This window comes from Bartonella taylorii 8TBB (assembly GCF_902825155.1).
GTDB classification, from domain to species: Bacteria; Pseudomonadota; Alphaproteobacteria; order Rhizobiales; family Rhizobiaceae; genus Bartonella; species Bartonella taylorii_A.
In genome coordinates this window covers 90491-108987 of record NZ_CADEAG010000007.1, presented here as the reverse complement: position 1 = coordinate 108987, position 18497 = coordinate 90491, and the positions used below count along the sequence as shown (strand labels likewise).

Below are 18497 nucleotides of genomic sequence, written 5' to 3'. Positions count from 1 at the left end.
TTGAAGAAGAGTTTTCTGCCTCATGGGTTTGTATGGAGCGTTTTGGAAGGTCCCCCAGTTTGCAATTTACCGGTTATGGCAATGATGCAAAAACCATTCATGGTGTGTTGTTTCCAGAAGAATTTGGTGATCGGGTAGCCATTGACGCCATCACCAGAACCATTCGCAGAGCCAAACCTGTCCAGATGCTTCGTTGGATCAATGATACCACCTATAGTGTCCTTCTCCATGGACCCGTGGTGATCACCAGTGTCAGTAAAGACCACGACTATATCAGCCGCTCTGGTCAATCCCAGCGCATTCGTTATTCCATTAGTCTTTTGCCCTTTTTTGGTGGGGGAAAACCCCAAGGATATACACAATGAAGATACCAGCAAAGCATGTTGTTGTAGAGTTAGAGGATATGAGTCTCGATCTCATCTGCTTTCACCATGCCATGGCTGTGTTAGGAGACCGTTCTCAAGTTGGGGCACTAAAAGGCTATTTAGAAGCCACCTTGGAAGCCAATCCAGAGATTGCTAAATATGGTGTATTTTTACCACGAGGTTTAAAGGTTACTCTGCCTGAATTTGTGTTGTCTAATCCCCAAAGCATGGTGAAGCGGCTATGGGATTAATGCGCACATACCCTTTTATTGTGGTCAAGGTGGGAGACAAACCTGTTCATGAGGTTTTTTACCAGCGTCTTTTAACCGCAACCATCACCGATCATGCCGGTAATGAAGCCGATACATTTGAAGCAGAATTTGATGATGGTGGCAATGACTTAGAGGTTCCGCAAACGGGCAACGCGCTGCAGGTGATCTTTGGCTATGAGAACAGCATCAGTGCTTTTATGGGGCGTTTTGTTGTGGAGTCGGTTGTAAGTTCAGGGAGCAGTGATGGAGAGATCTTGCGGCTTTGCGGCAAAAGTGCCTCGATGCGTAAAGAACTCAAAGAACAGGCGAGTGAGCATTTTGATCACAAAACTGTTGGGGAGATTGTTGAAACCTTAGCCAAACGCCATGGCTATCAAGCAAAGGTCAGTCCCCAGTTTAGCAAACAGACTTTGCCTTATGTGATTCGTACAGATCAATCAGCTGTTGATTTTTTAACCCGCCTTGCTGACCGCATGCGGGCACGTTTTTTAATCAAAGACAATAAATTTTTATTTTTAAGTGGAGACAATTTACCAGCCCTCGACATTCATAAACATGACTGCTCCAGCTGGGAGTTCACGTTAGAGCCACGTACGCAATATGGCACCATTGAAGCTGCTTATTTTGATCGCTCAAAAGGGCAGCAATGCCAAGTTAAGCATCAGACAGGGGTTAGCGGTCCCGTGCGGCGTCTGCGTGGTTGTTACACTTGTAAAGAAGAAGCACAAGCTGCTGCTGCCTCAGAATCAGACCGACTTTGCCGTGCTGTGGGCAGTGGTTCTTTGACCCTTGCGGGGCGACCAGAAATCATGGCCGACCAACCTCTTTTATTGCAAGGGTTTCGTGGGCAAATCAATGGTCCATGGAAAGCTTCCACTGTCACCCACTGCTATGAGAAGCAAAGCGGATACACCACAGAAATTACACTAGAAGCACCAGACAAGGGAAAAGAAAACAGCGAAGAATAGAGGCTGTTAGGAACAGATCATAAAAGAGGCTTTAAATACCCTTTGAAAGGTCTTTGAAGACCCTTTGAGAACCCCTTAAAAATCCTGTGAAAAAAAATAAATTGGTACAAAACCTAGTGTCAAAATATACAAAACCTGCTGGCAAGCTACAGCCGACAAGCTACAGCTGGCAAGCTACACACGACAAAAGTGCTGTGGCGGAGGGGGTGGGATTCGAACCCACGGTACAGTCTCCTGCACGCCGGTTTTCAAGACCGGTGCCTTAAACCGCTCGGCCACCCCTCCAAACTAAGTATGCCTTTTTACAAAGTTCTTGCAAAAGGTCAATCATTTAAATAGATTTCTGAACGCTTTTAATAGAACCACTTATATCTCAATCGAAATAAGTTCTTTTGAAGATTTTTTCATATCAATAATCACATTATAGTGCGAACAGCTTTTTCAGAAAGAAACAAAATATTTAATGGGATTTTACATCCCATTACTCACTGAAGCAATAGTAATTCTTGGGCAAACTCAATTCTTTTTCCAAAATAGTTTCCTCCTTTTCTATAAGATGGCTATATAATAGCTTCAAATGAACTATTTTCCTTTAAAACCATGAAGAAACATCTCATTCTTAATTATAACGATTCAAGATTCAGGAGGAATTCGATTCGCAGGAAAGTTGTAATATCTTATTCTTTAACCTCAACATTAGCCCTTAATCTTAAAAAAGCAAAGGTAAATACTATAAAGGAGGCAAAGCTAAATGGTGGGCGATGAGAGACTCGAACTCCCGACATCCTCGGTGTAAACGAGGCGCTCTACCAGCTGAGCTAATCGCCCGATGCAATGATCAGCAATTGAGTAGGCACTCTTTAAGGAAAAATTTTTACAAACGCAAGAATAAAGATAGTGTTTGATGATTTTTTTGAAAAAATGTATAAGTCTGCTTGACATAAATGAATGAACACCTTACACGACGGCTTATACCAATAATAAATTGGTTTGAAAAAATGCGCGGGTGTAGCTCAGTTGGTTAGAGTGCTGGCCTGTCACGCCGGAGGTCGCGGGTTCGAGCCCCGTCACTCGCGCCATTTTCTGATACCTTTATGAAATTTCTGTTTTTAAGCATATATATCGTATGTGCGAGGCATATAGCCATGAGAGTACAGACTTTAGTGTGTTTCTTAGAATGTGGCTTTTCCTCCTTTTTAGGTGGTTTATAAGAATAGGGCTTGCGTCTTTGTTTGCTCTGCGTTACCTATGCCGATAAGAAAAGCATCGCTCGATGTGCTTTTCAAGCAGTACGAGCGAATTTAATAGAGCGGTTATATATTTATCTGTTTGATGTAATAATGTGAAGTGATTGCGTTAAATCAGGTCATTTCATTAAGGTGGAAGAGGATTATGACTCATTTATTGAGCTCTTATTTACCGGTTTTGATCTTTATCATTGTTTCTGCAGTTATTGCGGGGGTTCTTTTAATTACGCCTTATATAGTTGCTTATCGTTCCCCCGATCCTGAAAAATTATCAGCTTATGAATGCGGATTTAATTCATTTGATGATGCGCGCATGAAGTTTGATATTCGTTTTTATTTAGTATCGATTTTGTTTATTATCTTTGATCTTGAAGTTGCGTTTCTTTTTCCTTGGGCAGTTTCATTTGGCTCAATAGGTATGTTCGGCTTTTGGTCGATGATTGTGTTTTTAGCGCTTTTGACAATTGGTTTTATATATGAATGGAAAAAAGGAGCTCTTGAATGGGATTAATATCTAACAATTCAACGATTACTGCTCCAAACCCAAAAGGGATTATTAATCCAAATACAGGTGAGTTGATAGGTTCTGACGATAAATTCTTCGGTGATATTAATGCTCAATTATCGGATAAGGGTTTCTTAGTTACCTCAGCAGATGCTTTGATCACTTGGGCACGCACCGGTTCTTTAATGTGGATGAGTTTTGGTTTGGCTTGTTGTGCTGTCGAGATGATGCAGTGTTCAATGCCTCACTATGATAATGAGCGTTTTGGATATGCGCCACGCGCGTCACCTCGCCAATCAGATGTAATGGTGGTAGCGGGCACTCTGACAAATAAAATGGCACCTGCGTTAAGGAAAGTATACGATCAAATGCCGGAGCCGCGTTATGTGATTTCTATGGGGTCATGTGCGAATGGTGGCGGGTATTACCATTATTCTTATTCAGTTGTACGTGGATGCGATCGTATTGTGCCTGTGGATATTTATGTTCCGGGGTGTCCTCCTACGGCGGAGGCATTGCTATACGGTATATTATTGCTGCAGAAAAAAATCCGTCGTACTGGTTCCATAGAGCGATAGGACTTTCATTATTATGGTGAATGAATCATTAGTTGAACTTGCTACCTATTTAAAAAACAAATTAGGAGATAAGCTTGAGGAGACCATTCTTGCATTTGGTGAATTAACGATTGTATCGCGTTTGGATGCAATTACGGATGTCTTAATGTTTGTTCGTGATGATTCTCGCTGTCAGTTTATTAATATTACGGATATTAGTGGTGTTGATTATCCATCTCGTGATAAACGTTTTGATGTCTCTTACCAACTCTTATCTCCTCGCGAGAATTTACGTTTGCGTGTGAAGGTACGTACAGATGAAAATACTCCCGTTGCTTCTGCTTGCTCGGTTTATCCTGGAGCAGAGTGGTATGAGCGTGAGACGTACGATATGTATGGAATTTTATTTTCAGGTCATCCTGATTTAAGGCGGATTTTAACTGATTATGGATTCGAAGGACATCCTTTGCGCAAAGATTTTCCTGTAACAGGGTTTGTTGAATGTCGTTATGACAATGAAGCAAAAAGGGTGATTTATGAACCTGTCGTCTTGAGACAAGAAATGCGTAATTTTGATTTTCTTTCTCCTTGGGAAGGAGGACAATATGTTTTACCGTGTGATAAAGAGTTAAATGTCAAAAAATAATATTGGAGCTTATAAGGCTTGAAATTAGAATAATCGTTTTTTTAAATAATTAAATATTTTTAGTATGATAAGATTCTTTAATAATAACATTTGATGTGAAGTTTTTTTGAAAAAATAAGGGGTTGATTGTGGCTGAGGTCAATGTTCGGAACTTTAATATCAATTTTGGACCGCAGCATCCTGCTGCGCATGGGGTTTTGCGCATGGTTCTGGAATTGGACGGTGAAGTTGTTGAGCGTGTAGATCCGCATATTGGATTATTGCATCGCGGTACCGAAAAATTAATGGAAACAAAAACTTACCTTCAGGCTGCTCCTTATCTAGATCGTTTAGATTATGTTGCTCCTATGAATCAGGAGCATGCTTTCGTACTTGCTATTGAAAAATTATTGGGTGTTGAGGTTCCCAAGCGAGGGCAGTTAATACGTGTTTTGTTTTCTGAAATTGGGCGCATACTTAATCATTTGCTTAATGTAACAACGCAGGCAATGGATGTTGGTGCTTTGACTCCACCACTTTGGGGATTCGAGCAACGTGAAAGATTGATGATTTTTTATGAGCGTGCATGTGGTGCACGCCTTCATGCAAATTATTTTCGTCCTGGTGGTGTGCATCAAGACTTACCAGAATCTTTAATTGAAGATATTGGTAATTTTATTGATCCGTTTCTTATTGCTCTTAGTAAACTGGATGCACTTGTGACGCCAAATCGAATTTTTAAGCAGCGTAACGTGGATATTGGCGTAGTGAGTATTGATGAAGCTTGGGCACGTGGTTTTTCCGGGGTTATGATTCGCGGGGCCGGTATGCCATGGGATTTGCGTAAAAGTCAACCTTATGAATGTTATGATGAAATGGATTTTGATATTCCTGTAGGTAAAAACAGTGACTGTTATGATCGTTATCTGATTCGTATGGAAGAAATGCGCCAATCAGCAAAAATTATGCGCCAATGTGTGAATCGTTTACTGAGTACTGAAAAAAATGGACCGGTTTCGAGCTTAGATCGCAAAATCGTTCCCCCAAAGCGGTGCGAAATGAAAAGTTCAATGGAAGCGCTTATTCATCATTTTAAACTTTATACGGAAGGTTTTCATACTCCTCCTGGTGAGGTATATGTTGCTGTAGAAGCTCCTAAGGGTGAGTTTGGAGTTTATCTTGTTTCTGATGGAACGAACAAGCCTTATCGTGTCAAGTTGCGTGCTCCTGGCTTTGCTCATCTTCAAGCCATGGATTTTTTAACCCGAGGTCATATGCTGGCAGATGCTACAGCTATTTTGGGATCGATTGATATTGTTTTTGGGGAGGTTGATCGCTAATGTCCGTGCGCCGTCTTGCAGATGATATTTACCAACCCGCTGAGTTTTCTTTCACAAGAGAAAATCAGATATGGGTCAAAAATACCATAGAAAAGTATCCTGTAGGGCGTGAGCAGTCTGCTGTAATTCCATTATTAATGCGTGCTCAAGAGCAAGATGGTTGGGTGACACGTGCCGCGATTGAACATATTGCTCAGATTCTTTCTATGGCTTATATTCGTGTTCTAGAGGTTGCGACTTTTTACACTCAGTTTCAGCTCCAGCCAGTCGGAACAAAGGCACATATTCAGGTTTGTGGTACAACTCCTTGTATGTTACGTGGTTCTGGTGAATTGATTAAAGTTTGCCAGAAAAAAATTCATCATGAGCCTTTTGTTACTAATCGAGATGGAACATTATCGTGGGAAGAAGTGGAATGCCTTGGTGCTTGTGTGAATGCTCCAATGGTTATGATTTTTAAAGATACTTATGAAGATCTTACAGCTGAGCGCCTTGAAGAGATTATTGATGCATTTGAAGCAGGTAAAGGTTCTGAGATAGCGGTCGGTCCGCAAAGTAGTCGTAAATCATCGGAACCGATTAGTGGTTTAACTTCTCTTATTGATACGGATGAAGAAAAAAAGAAATCACTCAAATTTCCAAAGAATAAAAAGAGTGATGAGAAAATGGGAAGGTAATAAATATTTTTCTTGAGAGGTTGTTTATTATTCTACCCATTAAAGCAGCATCTGATTAAAATAAAGAGTTTTGAGAAGTTATTTAAAAATTGCGTTTGAGGAAATACTAACAATGTTATGGGCTATAGAAAAGAAGGTGGGGTATGCTGGCGGATAAAGATCGCATTTTCACCAATATTTATGGTTTAAAAGATAAATCATTAAAAGCTGCAATGTCGCGTGGGCATTGGGATGGGACTAGGTCAATTATCGAAAAAGGCCGTGACTGGATCATTGATGAAATGAAGGCATCGGGTTTGCGTGGTCGTGGTGGTGCTGGTTTTCCTACTGGAATGAAGTGGTCTTTTATGCCTAAAGAGAGTGATGGTCGTCCCCATTATTTGGTTGTGAATGCAGATGAATCAGAACCTGGAACATGTAAAGACCGTGATATTTTACGACATGATCCTCATACTTTAATTGAAGGATGTGCACTTGCTACTTTTGCGATGGGAGCAAATGTCGCTTTTATTTATATTCGTGGTGAATATATTCGTGAGCGTGAAGCGCTTCAAGCTGCTGTCGATGAATGTTATGATGCGGGTTTACTTGGCAAAAAAACAAAATATGGGCATGCCTGCGATATCATTATTCATCATGGTGCAGGTGCTTATATTTGTGGTGAAGAAACGGCTCTTCTTGAAAGTCTTGAGGGGAAAAAGGGACAACCTCGGCTTAAGCCGCCATTTCCTGCAAACATGGGAATTTATGGCTGTCCAACAACAGTAAATAATGTAGAATCCATAGCTGTTGTTCCAACGATTTTGCGTCGGGGCGCTTCGTGGTTTTCCTCAATTGGACGTGCAAATAATGTTGGAACAAAATTGTTTATGGTTTCTGGGCATGTTAATGCACCTTGTACATTTGAAGAAGCTCTTGGTGTTTCATTCCGCGAATTAATTGAAAAACATACAGGCGGTATTCGTGGCGGATGGGATAATCTTTTGGCAGTTATTCCAGGAGGGGCTTCTTGTCCAGTCGTTCGTGGTGAGGATATGATCGATGCGATCATGGATTTTGATGGGATGCGAGATGTCGGATCTTCTTTTGGTACAGGTGGTGTGATTGTTATGGATAAATCGACCGATATTATCAAGGCAATTTGGCGTATAGCCGCTTTTTTTAAGCATGAAAGTTGTGGGCAATGTACACCGTGTCGTGAAGGGACGGGGTGGATGATGCGTCTTTTGGGGCGTATGGTTGAAGGAAGAGCGCAAAAACGCGAGATTGATCTTTTGTTTGAAGTATCTCAACAGGTTGAAGGACACACTATTTGCGCACTCGGTGATGCAGCCGCATGGCCTATACAGGGGTTGATACGTAATTTTCGTCCAGAAATCGAGCGTAGAATTGATGATTATACGCGAAATATAGTTCAAAGAAAAAATATTGCTTTGGAAGCAGTTGGGTAGAGAATTTTGTTTTTAGAGCAACAGAATGCAAGTTTTAAGTGGATTATCTGCAGGCTGGATGAAACATGATAAATATCAAAGTTGATGGTAAAGAGATTGAAGTTCCTGATTACTATACGTTGCTTCAGGCAGCTGAGGCAGCGGGCGCGGAAGTACCCCGTTTTTGTTTTCATGAATCTTTATCAATTGCTGGGAATTGTCGCATGTGCTTAGTTGAAGTCAAAGGCGGTCCTCCAAAACCCCAGGCTTCTTGTGCTATGGGAGTCCGTGATTTACGGTTAGGGCCTAATGGTGAAGCGCCAGAAATTTTTACCAACACAGAGATGGTGAAAAAAGCACGTGAAGGTGTTATGGAGTTTCTTCTCATCAATCATCCTTTGGATTGTCCTGTATGTGATCAAGGGGGGGAATGCGATCTTCAGGATCAAGCAATGCTTTATGGGCGTGATTGTTCTCGTTATACAGAAAATAAGCGTGCGGTAGAAGATAAGTATATTGGACCACTTGTGAAAACTGTTATGACACGATGTATTCATTGTACACGTTGTGTTCGTTTTATGACGGAAGTGGCGGGTATTTCTGAGCTTGGTTTGATAGGTCGTGGTGAAGATGCTGAAATTACGACATATCTTGAAAAAGCAATGACATCTGAGTTACAGGGAAATGTTATTGATCTGTGTCCTGTGGGGGCTTTAACTTCAAAACCCTATGCGTTTCATGCACGTCCATGGGAATTGGTGAAAACGGAATCAATTGATGTAATGGATGCACTTGGTAGTGCGATCCGCATTGACAGTCGTGGTCGTGAAGTGATGCGGATTATGCCGCGTACAAATGAAGATATAAATGAGGAGTGGATTTCTGATAAAACGCGTTTTATTTGGGATGGATTACGCACTCAGCGGCTTGATAAGCCGTATGTACGCAAAGATGGAAAGTTTCAACCTGTAAGTTGGACGGAAGCTTTTGCAACGATTAAAATGGTGGTTTCCAAAACCTTGCCAGAAAAAATTGGGGCAGTTGCAGGAGATCTTGCATCCGTTGAGGAAATGTATGCACTTAAAACATTGCTGCTTTCATTGGGATCAAAGTTTTTTGATTGTCGTCAAAGAGGAATGGCCTTATCCTCTGAATTAGGGCGTTCGAGTTACATTTTTAATCCAACAATTGTAGGCATTGAGCAAGCTGATGCATTGCTTATCGTGGGGTCTAATCCACGTCATGAGGCCGCTGTTTTAAATGCACGTATTTTAAAGCGCCAACGAAAGGGACAGTTTCCCATTGCATTAATTGGGGAAAGGGTCGATTTACGTTATCCATATTCTTATCTTGGAGATGGTACTGATGCATTGAGTGCACTTATTCGTGGAGAGGATGCGTTTTTAAATGTGTTAAAAGAGGCGAAAAGGCCACTTATTCTTATTGGAGAGGGAGCTCTTTCAGGTAAAGAAGGTTTATCTGTTTTAAAAAATCTTGCAAAATTAGCTGATAGTATTGGAGCTCTTAACGAAGAATGGAATGGGTTTGGTGTTCTTCACAATGCAGCATCGGCTGTGGGAGGATTGGACATTGGTTTTATTTCTGAATTGGGGGTTGCAAATATTATTAAAACCTGTGAAGTTTTATTTTTGCTTGGTGCGGATGAAATAGAATTAGCCAATACAAAAGCTTTTACAATCTATATTGGGAGTCATGGTGATAATGGTGCACACGCTGCTGATGTTATTTTGCCAGCATCGGCTTACACTGAAAAATCAGGACTTTATGTAAATACAGAAGGACGTGTTCAAATGACAAATCGGGCTGGGTTTGCCCCTGGTGAAGCAAAAGAAGATTGGGCTATTTTGCGTGCTTTATCGGATGTTTTAGGAAGAAGGCTTCCTTTTGATTCGCTTTCTCAATTAAGACAGAGTTTGTTTAATGATTATCCACATCTTTGTTCCATTGATGATATAGAGCCTTCTGGTATAAGCAATCTTAAAGCGCTTGGTTCACAAATGATTGCACTAGAGAGGCAAGCATTTACTTCTATGGTTAAAGACTTTTATTTAACAAATCCGATAGCGCGTGCTTCTGCGGTTATGGCTGAATGTTCATCTTTTGCCAAGAACCGTATTACGCAAGCCGTAGAGTAAGGGCAAAGGAGTAATGATGTATGATTTCTTTATGACTTGGTTATTGCCATTGCTCATTATAGTTGGAAAAACACTTCTCCTTTTAGTTGTTCTTTTGGTCTTAGTTGCGTATCTTCTTTATGCAGACAGGAAAATTTGGGCGGCTGTACAATTGCGTCGTGGACCAAACGTTGTCGGTCCATGGGGTTTATTACAGTCTTTTGCGGATTTAATTAAATTTGTTGTTAAGGAGCCTATTATACCTGCTGGTGCTAATAAGGGTGTTTTTCTTTTGGCACCTTTTGTTTCTGCTACGCTTGCTTTATCAACCTGGGCGGTTATTCCAGTCAATGAAGGCTGGGAAGTTGCAAAAATTAATGTTGGTTTGCTTTATATTTTAGCCATCTCATCTCTTGAAGTTTATGGCGTTATTATGGGAGGGTGGGCATCAAATTCAAAATATCCTTTCTTAGGAGCTCTTCGTTCGGCAGCGCAGATGGTTTCTTATGAGGTTTCCATAGGATTTGTACTTGTAACGGTCATTTTGATAAGTGGTTCACTGGATCTCACAACGATTGTTCATAAACAAAGTCATGGATTTGGGACGACTCTTGGTCTTCCTTTTAGCAGTTTTCTTGATTGGAATTGGCTCGTTCTTTTTCCAATGTTTATTATATTTTTTATTTCTGCACTCGCAGAAACAAACCGCCCTCCCTTTGATTTGGTGGAAGCAGAATCTGAACTTGTTGCAGGTCATATGGTGGAGTATTCTTCAACGCCTTATATGCTCTTTTTTCTTGGAGAGTATGTTGCTATTGTTTTAATGTGCGCATTAACAACCATCTTATTTTTAGGGGGGTGGTTACCTCCTTTGGATGTTTGGTGGCTTAATTGGGTTCCTGGTGTCATTTGGTTTGTTCTAAAAGTTTGCTTTGTATTTTTTTGGTTTGCTATGGTCAAAGCATTTGTTCCACGTTATCGCTATGATCAGCTCATGCGCCTTGGTTGGAAGGTGTTTCTTCCTCTTTCATTGGCGATGGTCGTGATAACTGCTAGTTTTTTAAAATATATTGGTTTTGCTTAAGAGGAGGTTTTACTGTGTCAGGTTTTATTCAAGCAGCAAAATCGCTCCTTCTTTTGGAATTTGTGAGTGCTTTTTTCTTAGCAATGCGTCAGTTTTTCTCACCAAAACCTACGATTAACTATCCTTATGAGAAGGGCTTTGTTTCTCAGCGGTTCCGTGGGGAACACGCACTACGTCGTTATCCGAATGGTGAAGAGCGGTGTATTGCTTGTAAATTATGTGAAGCGATTTGCCCTGCGCAAGCTATTACAATTGAAGCAGGGCCGCGGCGCAATGATGGTACACGTAGAACTGTTCGTTATGATATAGATATGGTTAAGTGTATTTATTGCGGTTTTTGTCAAGAAGCCTGTCCAGTTGAAGCTATTGTAGAAGGTCCAAATTTTGAGTTTGCAACAGAAACGCGTGAGGAACTTTATTATGATAAAGAGAAGCTTTTAATGAATGGAGATCGCTGGGAGCGAGAAATTGCTCGAAATATATTGATGGATGCACCTTATCGTTAAGTGTATCATTGAGTGAGGTGTCGGATAATATTTCCGATAAATTGTAATCTGGTATGAAATTTTATACCAATTTTTTGGTTAATTGAGGAGAAGCCTATGCTAACGGATCTAGCGGCGGCATTTTTCTATTTATTTGCTTTTATTATGCTTGCGAGTGGCTTTATTGTTATTACAGTGCGCAATCCTGTGCATTCAGTTTTGTTTTTAATATTAGCATTTTTTAATGCTGCGGCTTTATTTTTGCTTGCAGGAGCAGAGTTTTTGGGGCTTATTCTGCTTGTTGTTTATGTTGGTGCTGTGGCAGTCTTGTTTTTATTTGTAGTTATGATGCTTGATGTTGATTTTGCTGAGTTAAAAAGTGGTGCACTTCGGTACGCTCCTATTGGAGCTCTTGTTGGTGGTATTGTTGCTGTAGAATTGATTGTTGTTTTTGTGAGTAACCGTTTTTCTCCAGTCGTTAGAACACACATTACGCAACCCATGCCGGACTTACTGCAACGAACAAATACACAGGCATTGGGAGATGTTCTTTATACGGATTATGTTTTTTATTTTCAGATTGCTGGGATAATTTTGTTGACTGCAATGATTGGCGCAATTGTTTTAACACTCCGTCATAAATCAGGTGTCAAGCGACAATCTATTGCAGTGCAGGTTTCTCGAACAGTAGAAGATGCAATTGAAATCAAGCAAGTTGAATCAGGCAAGGGCGTTTAAGGGGGGGGCTATGCACATTGATATCACACATTATCTCATTGTTTCTGCTTTGATGTTTACAATCGGTATTGCTGGAATTTTTCTTAACAGAAAGAATGTGATTATTATCTTGATGTCCATTGAGCTTATATTGCTTTCAGTGAATCTCAATTTTGTTGCATTTTCAGCATTTCTTCATGATCTTGTTGGTCAAATATTCGCTTTGTTTATCTTAACGGTAGCAGCTGCTGAAGCCGCAATTGGTCTAGCAATTCTTGTCGTTTTTTTCCGCAATCGTGGTTCTATTGCTGTTGAAGATGTTAATGTAATGAAAGGCTAACCAGTGATGTATTATACGATTGTCTTTCTTCCACTTTTGGGCTTTTTAATTGCTTCTATAGGTGGGAAAACTATAGGAGATCGTGCGAATGAATTAATAACATGTAGTTTTATGGTAGTTGTTGCCGTATTCTCGTGGGTAGCATTTTTTAATATTGCTTTTGGTCATGCTCCAGTAGTTGATATATTAGTATTACATTGGCTCACTGTCGGTGGTTTAACTTTTGATTGGGCTTTACATATTGATACATTAACAGCTGTTATGCTTATTGTTGTAAATAGTGTTTCAGCATTAGTGCATATTTATTCAGTTGGTTATATGCATCATGATCCATCAAGGTCTCGGTTTTTTTCTTATCTTTCCTTATTTACATTTATGATGCTTATGTTGGTGACATCCAATAACTTGATTCAGATGTTTTTTGGATGGGAAGGTGTGGGTCTTGCTTCTTATTTACTCATTGGCTTTTGGTTTCAGCGAGATTCTGCTAATAAGGCCGCAATGAAAGCTTTTGTGGTTAATCGTGTTGGAGATTTTGGTTTTCTCTTAGGAATCTTTAGTATTTTTGTTTTATTCCAATCGGTTGATTTTGCTTCTATTTTTTTAAAAGCTGCAGACAATAGCTTTGTACAAAATATGACATTTTTAGGTTGGAAGTTTGATGGACAGACAGCAATTACTATTACATGTCTTTTGTTGTTTATTGGTGCGATGGGAAAATCAGCACAATTTCTTTTACATACATGGCTCCCTGATGCAATGGAGGGACCAACGCCTGTATCGGCACTGATTCATGCTGCAACAATGGTAACAGCTGGTGTTTTTATGGTTGCGCGTATGTCTCCAATTTTTGAACTTTCTTCTACTGCTTTGACAGTAATTATTATTGTTGGAGCAACGACTGCGTTTTTTGCAGCAACTGTGGGGTTAGTGCAGAATGATATTAAGCGTGTTATAGCTTATTCTACATGTTCACAACTTGGTTATATGTTTGTTGCATTAGGTGTTGGAGCTTATGGAGCAGCTGTTTTTCACCTTTTTACGCATGCTTTTTTTAAAGCCTTATTGTTTCTTGGCGCTGGCTCTGTAATTCATGCAGTGTCTGATGAACAAGATATGCGAAAAATGGGTGGGTTACGTAAGCATATAAAGGTAACTTATTGGATGATGATAATAGGAACCATTGCATTGACAGGTGTTGGGATTCCAGGAACACTTTTCGGGACCGCTGGTTTTTTCTCCAAGGATGCGATTATAGAATCCGCTTTTGCATCACATAATATTGCTTCAGGATATGCTTTCTATCTTCTTGTTTTTGCTGCTTTATTAACAAGTTTTTACTCATGGCGGCTTATATTTATGACATTTCATGGTAAACCCCGAGCCACTGTTGACGTTATGCATCATGTTCATGAATCTCCTCCAGTTATGTTGATTCCACTCTTTATTTTATCTGTTGGCGCAATGTTTGCTGGTATTGTTTTTCAACCTTACTTTTTTGGTGATTTTTATGACGCTTTTTGGAAGGGAGCGTTATTTACAAGCAGCCACAATCACATTCTTCATGATGCCCACCATGTGTTTAATTGGGTAAAATGGTCGCCATTTATAGCAATGGTTCTTGGATTTATGTTAGCCTATTTATTCTATATTTCTTTTCCTTCTCTTCCCAAAAAGTTGGCTGGAGTTATGCCAAGAGTGTATCATTTTCTTTACCAAAAATGGTATTTTGATCAATTATATCATTTTTTGTTTGTTCGTTCTGCTTTCAAAATTAGTTTCTTTTTTTGGAAGGTGGGTGATGGTAAAATTATTGATGGTCTAGGTCCAAATGGTATTGCAGCGCGTGTTGTTGATATTACAAATAGAGTTGTTCGGATGCAGACAGGCTATCTTTATCACTATGCATTTGCAATGCTTATAGGCGTTGCATTGCTGATCACATGGATGATGATCGGGGGCGTAAACTGATGATTGATTGGCCTATTCTTTCTACGGTTACATTTTTACCGCTTATTGGTGTGCTTCTGATTTTATTTATCAAAGACGATAGCGAAGTAGCACGGCATAATATACGCAATGTAGCATTTTTTACGACCGTATTTGTTTTTATTATTTCCTTAATTATTTGGGCAGGATTTGATAATACAAATCCTAGTTTTCAAATGGTTGAGAAATTTAATTGGTTAGGTAGTGGTATTCACTACCATATGGGCATTGATGGTATTTCTGTTCTTTTTGTGGTTCTTTCAGCTTTTCTTTTGCCTTTCTGTGTTTTAGCAAGTTGGGAAAATATTAAAGATAGATTAAAAGCTTATATGATTGCGTTTCTTCTTCTTGAGGTTGCTGTTATTGGAGTCTTTTGTGCTCTTGATGCGATGCTGTTTTATGTTTTTTTTGAAGGCAGCCTTATTCCAATGTTTATTATTATAGGTGTTTGGGGTGGTACACGTCGTGTTTATGCAAGTATAAAATTTTTCCTATACACTTTACTTGGTTCAGTTCTTATGCTGGTTGCTCTTATGGCTATGTACTGGAAAGTTGGAACACTTGATATACCGACTTTACTAAATTATCAGTTTCCCGCGCATATGCAAATGTGGTTATGGCTTGCTTTTTTTGCTTCTTTTGCGGTTAAAATGCCGATGTGGCCGGTTCACACTTGGCTCCCTGATGCTCATGTAGAAGCACCGACAGCCGGTTCGGTTATTTTGGCTGGTGTCTTACTCAAATTAGGCGGTTATGGTTTTCTTCGTTTTTCTTTACCAATGTTTCCTATTGCCTCAGCTGATTTTGCACCTTTAGTTTTCACATTATCGCTTATCGCTATTATTTATACATCACTGATTGCACTTGTACAAAATGACATAAAAAAACTTATTGCGTATTCCTCAATAGCACATATGGGATACGTGACGATGGGTATTTTTGCTGCAAATGCACAAGGTATCCAAGGTGCTATTTATCAGATGTTATCGCATGGGATTGTTTCAGCAGCTTTATTTCTTTGTGTTGGGGTTATTTACGATCGTTTACATACACGTGAAATTTCAGCTTTTGGCGGTTTAGTAAATAACATGCCCAAATATGCGGTTGTCTTTTTGATCTTCACTATGGCCAATGTAGGCTTACCTGGAAGTTCAGGATTTTTGGGTGAATTTTTAACTTTAATAGGTGTTTTTCAAGTGAATAAATTGGTTGTTGTTTTTGCTACAACTGGCATTATTTTATCGGCTGCCTATGCGCTTTATCTTTATCGGCGTGTAGTTTTTGGTTCCTTGGACAAAGAAAATTTAAAAGTACTCATTGATCTTTCTTCAAGAGAAAAATTCATCCTGTATCCGATGGTTATTCTTACAATATTTTTTGGTATCTATCCAACGCCTATTCTTAAAGCGACGGCGTTTTCTGTAGAAGCCCTCATCAATAAACTGCATTAGATAAGGGAAGAATGCACATGCAAACCGAAATAATAGCCCAATTAGTATTAATTATTCCAGAGATTTTAATAGTATTGGGAGGAATAGTATTGCTTTTGATTGGTGTTTATTCCAATGCACGTTCCTCTTTAACTGTGATTGGTTTGGCCATTGCTCTTCTTGTAGCAGCTATTGTTATTATCGTTGTTTTTCCGAAAAGTGGTGTATTTCAAACCAATGCGCTCATTATAGACTCTTTTGGCCGTTATATGAAAATTTTAACGCTTATTGGTGCACTCTTTGCTCTTATTATGTCTGTTGGTTTTACTTGTGCGCAAAAGCTTGATATATTTGAATTTCCAGTGCTCGTTCTTTTAGCAACCCTTGGCATGATGCTGATGATTTCAGCTGGTAATATGTTATCGCTTTATATGGGATTAGAACTACAATCCTTAGCTTTATACGTTTTAGCTGCAATCAATCGTGATAATATCAAATCTTCTGAAGCAGGTATAAAGTATTTTGTTTTAGGGGCGTTATCTTCAGGATTACTGCTTTATGGCATTTCTTTGCTTTATGGTTTTACCGGTCAAATTGGTTTTCGCGAAATTTCTATTGCTTTAAAAGGTGAAAATTTACAATTGGGAGTTATTTTTGGAATTGTTTTTATTTTAGCGGGTTTGGCTTTCAAAATTTCTGCAGTTCCATTTCATATGTGGACACCTGATGTTTATGAAGGAGCGCCAACACCTATTACAGCATTTTTTGCGGGTGCTCCTAAAGTTGCTGCGATGGCACTCATTATTCGTGTTATTGTTGCGACCTTTATTCCACTAGGTGGTACTGATGGTTCTATGCCTGCATGGCAGCAAATTTTGGTGTTCATGGCGATTGCGTCGATGATACTTGGTGCATTCGCTGCAATTGGCCAGAGCAATATTAAGCGTTTAATGGCTTATTCGTCAATCAGTCATATGGGGTATGCACTTGTTGGTTTAGCTGCTGGAGATATTCTTGGGATAAAAAGTGTTATTCTTTATATGACTATTTATCTTGGCATGACGCTTGGTTCATTTGCTTTTATTCTTGGAATGCGGTCTAGTGTTGGAAATGTTGAAAATATTTATGATCTTTCAGGGTTAATAAAGACTAATCCGTTTATGGCTGTTGTGATGACAATACAACTTTTTTCTTTAGCGAGTATCCCCCCTATGGCTGGTTTTTTTGGGAAATGGTATACATTTTCGGCTGCTGTTCATGCTGGACTTACTTCGCTTGCTATCGTTGGGATGATAGCGTCTGTTGTTGGGGCTTTTTACTATTTGAGAGTTATTAAAATTATGTGGTTTGATGACGCAAAAGCGCATTTTGTTGTTTTATCGAATGAACTTAAATTTTGTCTCGGTCTTTCTGCATTTTTTGTTTTATTTTATACGCTTTTTGGAGTTTGGTTTGCTGAGTTAGCAGAAAAAGCAGCCGCCGCATTGTTTTAATGAATATGGTTTATATTTTATCGGATTTTGCACAAAAACAAGGATACACTGTTGAAGCGTACAAAAGTGTTGATTCAACCAATTTTATTGCGCAAAAAAAAGCGCAAACTGGTCATCGAGGTTATCTTTGGATTGTTGCGCAGGAACAATCACAGGGAAGAGCGAGAAGAGGGAGGACTTGGTCTAGTCCGAAAGGGAACCTTTATTCTAGTCTTTTGTTAACTGATGATATTTTTCATAAAACTGCTGCTCAACTTGGTTTTGTTGCTGGAGTAAGTGTGGCAGAGGCAATAAAACAATTTATAAAGGGTGAAAAGCAAACAGACAGTATTGTTTGTTTAAAATGGCCAAATGATATTTTGCTAGGAGGGGCTAAAAGCTCTGGAGTTTTGCTCGAGATTTTTAAAGTGACACCACAAAAGTACGCATTGATTATTGGTATTGGAATAAATGTAAAGTATCACTATGAAGATGCGCCATATCCTACTTCAAGTTTAAAGAATATTGGTTTGCATATTGAAGTAGAACAGCTATTTACAGTTTTGACGGAGTGTTTTTCTAAAAATTACTTTCTTTGGAAACAACCAAAAGGATGTGAAATAATCCGAAAAAAATGGCTTTTATATTCTGCTCACCTTGGACAGCATGTCAAAGTAGTGAATGATGAAAAAATCATTGAGGGTATTTTTGATGGTCTTGATAGTGATTTTAATTGCATCATAAAGCAAAAAAATGGTCAGGCAGTCATTATAACAGCTGGAGATGTTCATTTTGGTTCGGCTGCTTCTGTTAATGCAGGTCGTTATTAAAAATTTTTATTTCACCATCAGATTACCTT

The 18497-nt window shown here is 39.3% G+C and carries 18 protein-coding genes and 3 tRNA genes; 19 read left to right on the top strand and 2 right to left on the bottom strand.

Going from position 1 to position 18497, the window contains the following annotated elements; genetic code table 11:
- From J7R13_RS06680 to J7R13_RS06670, 3 genes are all read left to right on the top strand, one after another.
- The coding region (locus tag J7R13_RS06680; protein WP_208438003.1) for a phage tail protein at nt 1-365 on the top strand (365 nt) is incomplete at its 5' end.
- Nucleotides 362-616 carry a tail protein X gene (locus tag J7R13_RS06675; RefSeq protein WP_208438002.1) on the top strand — a complete coding sequence of 85 codons (255 nt, stop codon included), beginning with the start codon at nt 362-364 and terminating at the stop codon, nt 614-616. The genes J7R13_RS06680 and J7R13_RS06675, both read left to right, overlap by 4 nt.
- Nucleotides 616-1605: a phage late control D family protein gene (locus J7R13_RS06670; protein WP_208438010.1), complete on the top strand. Its 990-nt coding sequence runs from the start codon at nt 616-618 to the stop codon at nt 1603-1605. The genes J7R13_RS06675 and J7R13_RS06670 overlap by 1 nt, the downstream gene beginning before the upstream one ends.
- 195 nt (nt 1606-1800) lie before the next feature.
- Here J7R13_RS06670 and J7R13_RS06665 read toward each other — a convergent pair.
- Nucleotides 1801-1890 (bottom strand) — tRNA-Ser (locus J7R13_RS06665).
- Nucleotides 1891-2357: 467 nt separating this feature from the next.
- Nucleotides 2358-2433 (bottom strand) — tRNA-Val (locus tag J7R13_RS06660).
- 174 nt (nt 2434-2607) lie between these two features.
- Here J7R13_RS06660 and J7R13_RS06655 point away from each other — a divergent pair.
- The 16 genes from J7R13_RS06655 to J7R13_RS06580 all read left to right on the top strand — a co-directional run bounded on the left by J7R13_RS06655 (nt 2608) and on the right by J7R13_RS06580 (nt 18468).
- Nucleotides 2608-2684, top strand: a tRNA-Asp gene (locus J7R13_RS06655).
- Nucleotides 2685-2997: 313 nt separating this feature from the next.
- Entirely contained in the window at nt 2998-3363 is a 366-nt protein-coding gene (locus tag J7R13_RS06650; protein WP_208438001.1) for an NADH-quinone oxidoreductase subunit A, read from the top strand.
- On the top strand, nt 3354-3935 hold the full coding sequence (locus J7R13_RS06645; RefSeq protein ID WP_208438000.1) for a NuoB/complex I 20 kDa subunit family protein: 582 nt from the start codon (nt 3354-3356) through the stop codon (nt 3933-3935). Before J7R13_RS06650 ends, J7R13_RS06645 begins: the two co-directional genes overlap by 10 nt.
- Before the next feature lie 16 nt (nt 3936-3951).
- Complete coding sequence (locus J7R13_RS06640) at nt 3952-4560, top strand: NADH-quinone oxidoreductase subunit C (RefSeq protein ID WP_208438009.1); 609 nt, start codon at nt 3952-3954, stop codon at nt 4558-4560.
- Between the two features lie 128 nt (nt 4561-4688).
- Nucleotides 4689-5879 (top strand): NADH-quinone oxidoreductase subunit D, encoded by a 1191-nt coding sequence (locus J7R13_RS06635; RefSeq protein WP_208437999.1) that lies wholly within the window; start codon nt 4689-4691, stop codon nt 5877-5879.
- Nucleotides 5879-6556: an NADH-quinone oxidoreductase subunit NuoE gene (nuoE, locus tag J7R13_RS06630; RefSeq protein ID WP_208437998.1), complete on the top strand. Its 678-nt coding sequence runs from the start codon at nt 5879-5881 to the stop codon at nt 6554-6556. Before J7R13_RS06635 ends, nuoE begins: the two co-directional genes overlap by 1 nt.
- A 143-nt stretch (nt 6557-6699) precedes the next feature.
- Nucleotides 6700-8007 (top strand): NADH-quinone oxidoreductase subunit NuoF, encoded by a 1308-nt coding sequence (nuoF, locus tag J7R13_RS06625; RefSeq protein ID WP_208437997.1) that lies wholly within the window; start codon nt 6700-6702, stop codon nt 8005-8007.
- Nucleotides 8008-8072: 65 nt separating this feature from the next.
- On the top strand, nt 8073-10142 hold the full coding sequence (gene nuoG / locus J7R13_RS06620) for an NADH-quinone oxidoreductase subunit NuoG (RefSeq protein WP_208437996.1): 2070 nt from the start codon (nt 8073-8075) through the stop codon (nt 10140-10142).
- A 16-nt stretch (nt 10143-10158) separates the two neighbouring features.
- The gene (nuoH, locus tag J7R13_RS06615) at nt 10159-11205 is read left to right on the top strand and encodes an NADH-quinone oxidoreductase subunit NuoH (protein ID WP_208438008.1); all 1047 of its coding nucleotides are present in this window, start codon (nt 10159-10161) and stop codon (nt 11203-11205) included.
- A 14-nt stretch (nt 11206-11219) separates the two neighbouring features.
- Complete coding sequence (nuoI, locus tag J7R13_RS06610; protein WP_004860049.1) at nt 11220-11711, top strand: NADH-quinone oxidoreductase subunit NuoI; 492 nt, start codon at nt 11220-11222, stop codon at nt 11709-11711.
- Nucleotides 11712-11807: 96 nt separating this feature from the next.
- Complete coding sequence (locus tag J7R13_RS06605; protein WP_208437995.1) at nt 11808-12428, top strand: NADH-quinone oxidoreductase subunit J; 621 nt, start codon at nt 11808-11810, stop codon at nt 12426-12428.
- A gap of 10 nt (nt 12429-12438) precedes the next feature.
- Complete coding sequence (nuoK, locus tag J7R13_RS06600) at nt 12439-12747, top strand: NADH-quinone oxidoreductase subunit NuoK (protein ID WP_004860043.1); 309 nt, start codon at nt 12439-12441, stop codon at nt 12745-12747.
- Between the two features lie 6 nt (nt 12748-12753).
- Nucleotides 12754-14718: an NADH-quinone oxidoreductase subunit L gene (gene nuoL / locus J7R13_RS06595; RefSeq protein ID WP_208438007.1), complete on the top strand. Its 1965-nt coding sequence runs from the start codon at nt 12754-12756 to the stop codon at nt 14716-14718.
- The gene (locus J7R13_RS06590; protein ID WP_208438006.1) at nt 14718-16187 is read left to right on the top strand and encodes an NADH-quinone oxidoreductase subunit M; all 1470 of its coding nucleotides are present in this window, start codon (nt 14718-14720) and stop codon (nt 16185-16187) included. The genes nuoL and J7R13_RS06590 overlap by 1 nt, the downstream gene beginning before the upstream one ends.
- 17 nt (nt 16188-16204) lie before the next feature.
- Nucleotides 16205-17659: an NADH-quinone oxidoreductase subunit NuoN gene (nuoN, locus tag J7R13_RS06585; protein ID WP_208437994.1), complete on the top strand. Its 1455-nt coding sequence runs from the start codon at nt 16205-16207 to the stop codon at nt 17657-17659.
- Complete coding sequence (locus J7R13_RS06580) at nt 17659-18468, top strand: biotin--[acetyl-CoA-carboxylase] ligase (RefSeq protein WP_208437993.1); 810 nt, start codon at nt 17659-17661, stop codon at nt 18466-18468. Before nuoN ends, J7R13_RS06580 begins: the two co-directional genes overlap by 1 nt.
- The last annotated feature ends 29 nt before the right edge of the window (nt 18469-18497 follow it).

Bases quoted from the DNA above. Each gene is read 5' to 3' on its own strand.
- J7R13_RS06675 (WP_208438002.1), top strand. From the start codon at position 362: ATGAAGATACCAGCAAAGCATGTTGTTGTAGAGTTAGAGGATATGAGT.
- J7R13_RS06670 (WP_208438010.1), top strand. From the start codon at position 616: ATGCGCACATACCCTTTTATTGTGGTCAAGGTGGGAGACAAACCTGTT.
- J7R13_RS06650 (WP_208438001.1), top strand. From the start codon at position 2,998: ATGACTCATTTATTGAGCTCTTATTTACCGGTTTTGATCTTTATCATT.
- J7R13_RS06645 (WP_208438000.1), top strand. From the start codon at position 3,354: ATGGGATTAATATCTAACAATTCAACGATTACTGCTCCAAACCCAAAA.
- nuoE (WP_208437998.1), top strand. From the start codon at position 5,879: ATGTCCGTGCGCCGTCTTGCAGATGATATTTACCAACCCGCTGAGTTT.
- nuoF (WP_208437997.1), top strand. From the start codon at position 6,700: ATGCTGGCGGATAAAGATCGCATTTTCACCAATATTTATGGTTTAAAA.
- nuoG (WP_208437996.1), top strand. From the start codon at position 8,073: ATGATAAATATCAAAGTTGATGGTAAAGAGATTGAAGTTCCTGATTAC.
- nuoH (WP_208438008.1), top strand. From the start codon at position 10,159: ATGTATGATTTCTTTATGACTTGGTTATTGCCATTGCTCATTATAGTT.
- J7R13_RS06605 (WP_208437995.1), top strand. From the start codon at position 11,808: ATGCTAACGGATCTAGCGGCGGCATTTTTCTATTTATTTGCTTTTATT.
- nuoK (WP_004860043.1), top strand. From the start codon at position 12,439: ATGCACATTGATATCACACATTATCTCATTGTTTCTGCTTTGATGTTT.
- nuoL (WP_208438007.1), top strand. From the start codon at position 12,754: ATGTATTATACGATTGTCTTTCTTCCACTTTTGGGCTTTTTAATTGCT.
- J7R13_RS06590 (WP_208438006.1), top strand. From the start codon at position 14,718: ATGATTGATTGGCCTATTCTTTCTACGGTTACATTTTTACCGCTTATT.
- nuoN (WP_208437994.1), top strand. From the start codon at position 16,205: ATGCAAACCGAAATAATAGCCCAATTAGTATTAATTATTCCAGAGATT.
- J7R13_RS06580 (WP_208437993.1), top strand. From the start codon at position 17,659: ATGAATATGGTTTATATTTTATCGGATTTTGCACAAAAACAAGGATAC.